Consider the following 1,363-nt stretch of genomic DNA (forward strand, 5'->3'; position numbering starts at 1 on the left):
GTCAGGCGGGTCCGGCCGAAGAACCGGGCATGGTCGCCGGGTTCGAAACGGGCCAGGCCACGGTAGGGAGGGTCCGTCAGCTCCTCGTCCGGGTCACGGGGCCGATGGGCCTCTTCATCACGCGCGGCCTGCCACCGCTGCTCCCATTCTTGCGGATTTCCGCCGCAGGCCTGCACATAGGCCAGCGTCAGCGGCAGTGACGGCAGTATCTCGCCCGCCGCCGCGCGGGACAGCGCGGCGGTCGAATATCCCGCCTTTTGGGCCATCGCTCGGTAGGTCGGACCGCCGGCCTCTTCCCGCAGCTTGCGCAAGGCGAAGGCGAACCGCTGCACCGGCCCCGCACCCGGATCGATCGGCTTTTCACGTCGCCCCACCGCAGTCCAGCCTCCCCGTTCATGTGAGACCGTCCACCTCAGCACGGCCGCCACAGCGCCACAAGACGCCCGCGAGCCAACCCCGCCCCCCCAACCGGACCACCGTTGCGTTGTCTACCAGCACAAACAGGGGGTGCGAGACAACCATCCAGCCGCTGGGATCACTAGGGCACGGCCTGGACCGGCACTCCCACGAGAGCGGCCCGGCCTGCGCAGAAGTGCCGAACACACCGCAGCCACACCATTATCGAAGGGAGATCATCATGCGCATGAGCCGTACAGCCGCGCTGGGCATCGGTATCGTCACGCTGACAGCCGGGGCGGTCGTTCCCGCGGCCGCCAACAGTTCCCAGGACGCCACCCAGACTCTCCAGAGGCAGTCCGGCTCCGGTGAACTGGCCAGGGGGGCTCTGTGGCTGTACCAGAACAGCCACTACAAGGGCGGAAAGAAGAAAATCACGCACAAGGACGCGAATTTCAAGAACAACTACTTCGATAACGGAAAGAGCCTCAACGACCGCGTCAGCTCGGTGAAGAACCGCTCCACCAAGGCGTGGAGGCTGTACAGGGACGCCGGCTACCACGGGCCGAGCACGAAGATCCTCCCGGACCACCAGCTCTTCAACCTGCGGTCCACCAACGTGGGCAACGACACCGCGAGCAGCATCAAGTAGGCGAGCAAGCAAGGAGCGCGGGTGGTGCCGACAGAGCCGTCGGCACCACCCGTACCGCCTTCCCACCAGAAGAGGCCGCCGTGACCGACTCCGTCCGCCCGAGGGCCGCCGCCCTGCTGCTCCTCCTCGCGGCCACCGGCTGCGCGGGAACACAACCGCAGCCTGCCGCTCCCCGAACGGCGGCGGGCCCCGCCGCCGGCGCGGAAGCCAGGAACCTCAGCCTGCCCTTCGACTCCTACACCCAGCCCGACGCCGACCTGCTCACCATCTCCTTCGCCGAGGACGCGCTCATGGGCCCCTGCATGCGCGCCCAGG

General features: G+C 68.0%; 2 protein-coding genes and 1 pseudogene. 2 read left to right on the top strand and 1 reads right to left on the bottom strand.

Annotated features, from left to right (window positions below):
* On the bottom strand, positions 1 to 374 hold a 374-nt coding region (locus ACH4EB_RS38690), incomplete at its 3' end, for a helix-turn-helix domain-containing protein (protein WP_398353233.1).
* Between the two features lie 269 nt (positions 375 to 643).
* Between ACH4EB_RS38690 and ACH4EB_RS38695 the strand changes: the two genes are divergently transcribed.
* Both ACH4EB_RS38695 and ACH4EB_RS38700 read left to right on the top strand, forming a co-directional pair.
* Positions 644 to 1,048, top strand: a complete 405-nt coding sequence (locus ACH4EB_RS38695; RefSeq protein ID WP_398353235.1) for a peptidase inhibitor family I36 protein — start codon at positions 644 to 646, stop codon at positions 1,046 to 1,048.
* 80 nt (positions 1,049 to 1,128) lie between these two features.
* Positions 1,129 to 1,363 (top strand): annotated as a pseudogene (locus ACH4EB_RS38700) (hypothetical protein); the annotation flags it as partial.

It is taken from the genome of Streptomyces sp. NPDC018045, assembly GCF_044327445.1.
GTDB lineage: Bacteria > Actinomycetota > Actinomycetes > Streptomycetales > Streptomycetaceae > Streptomyces.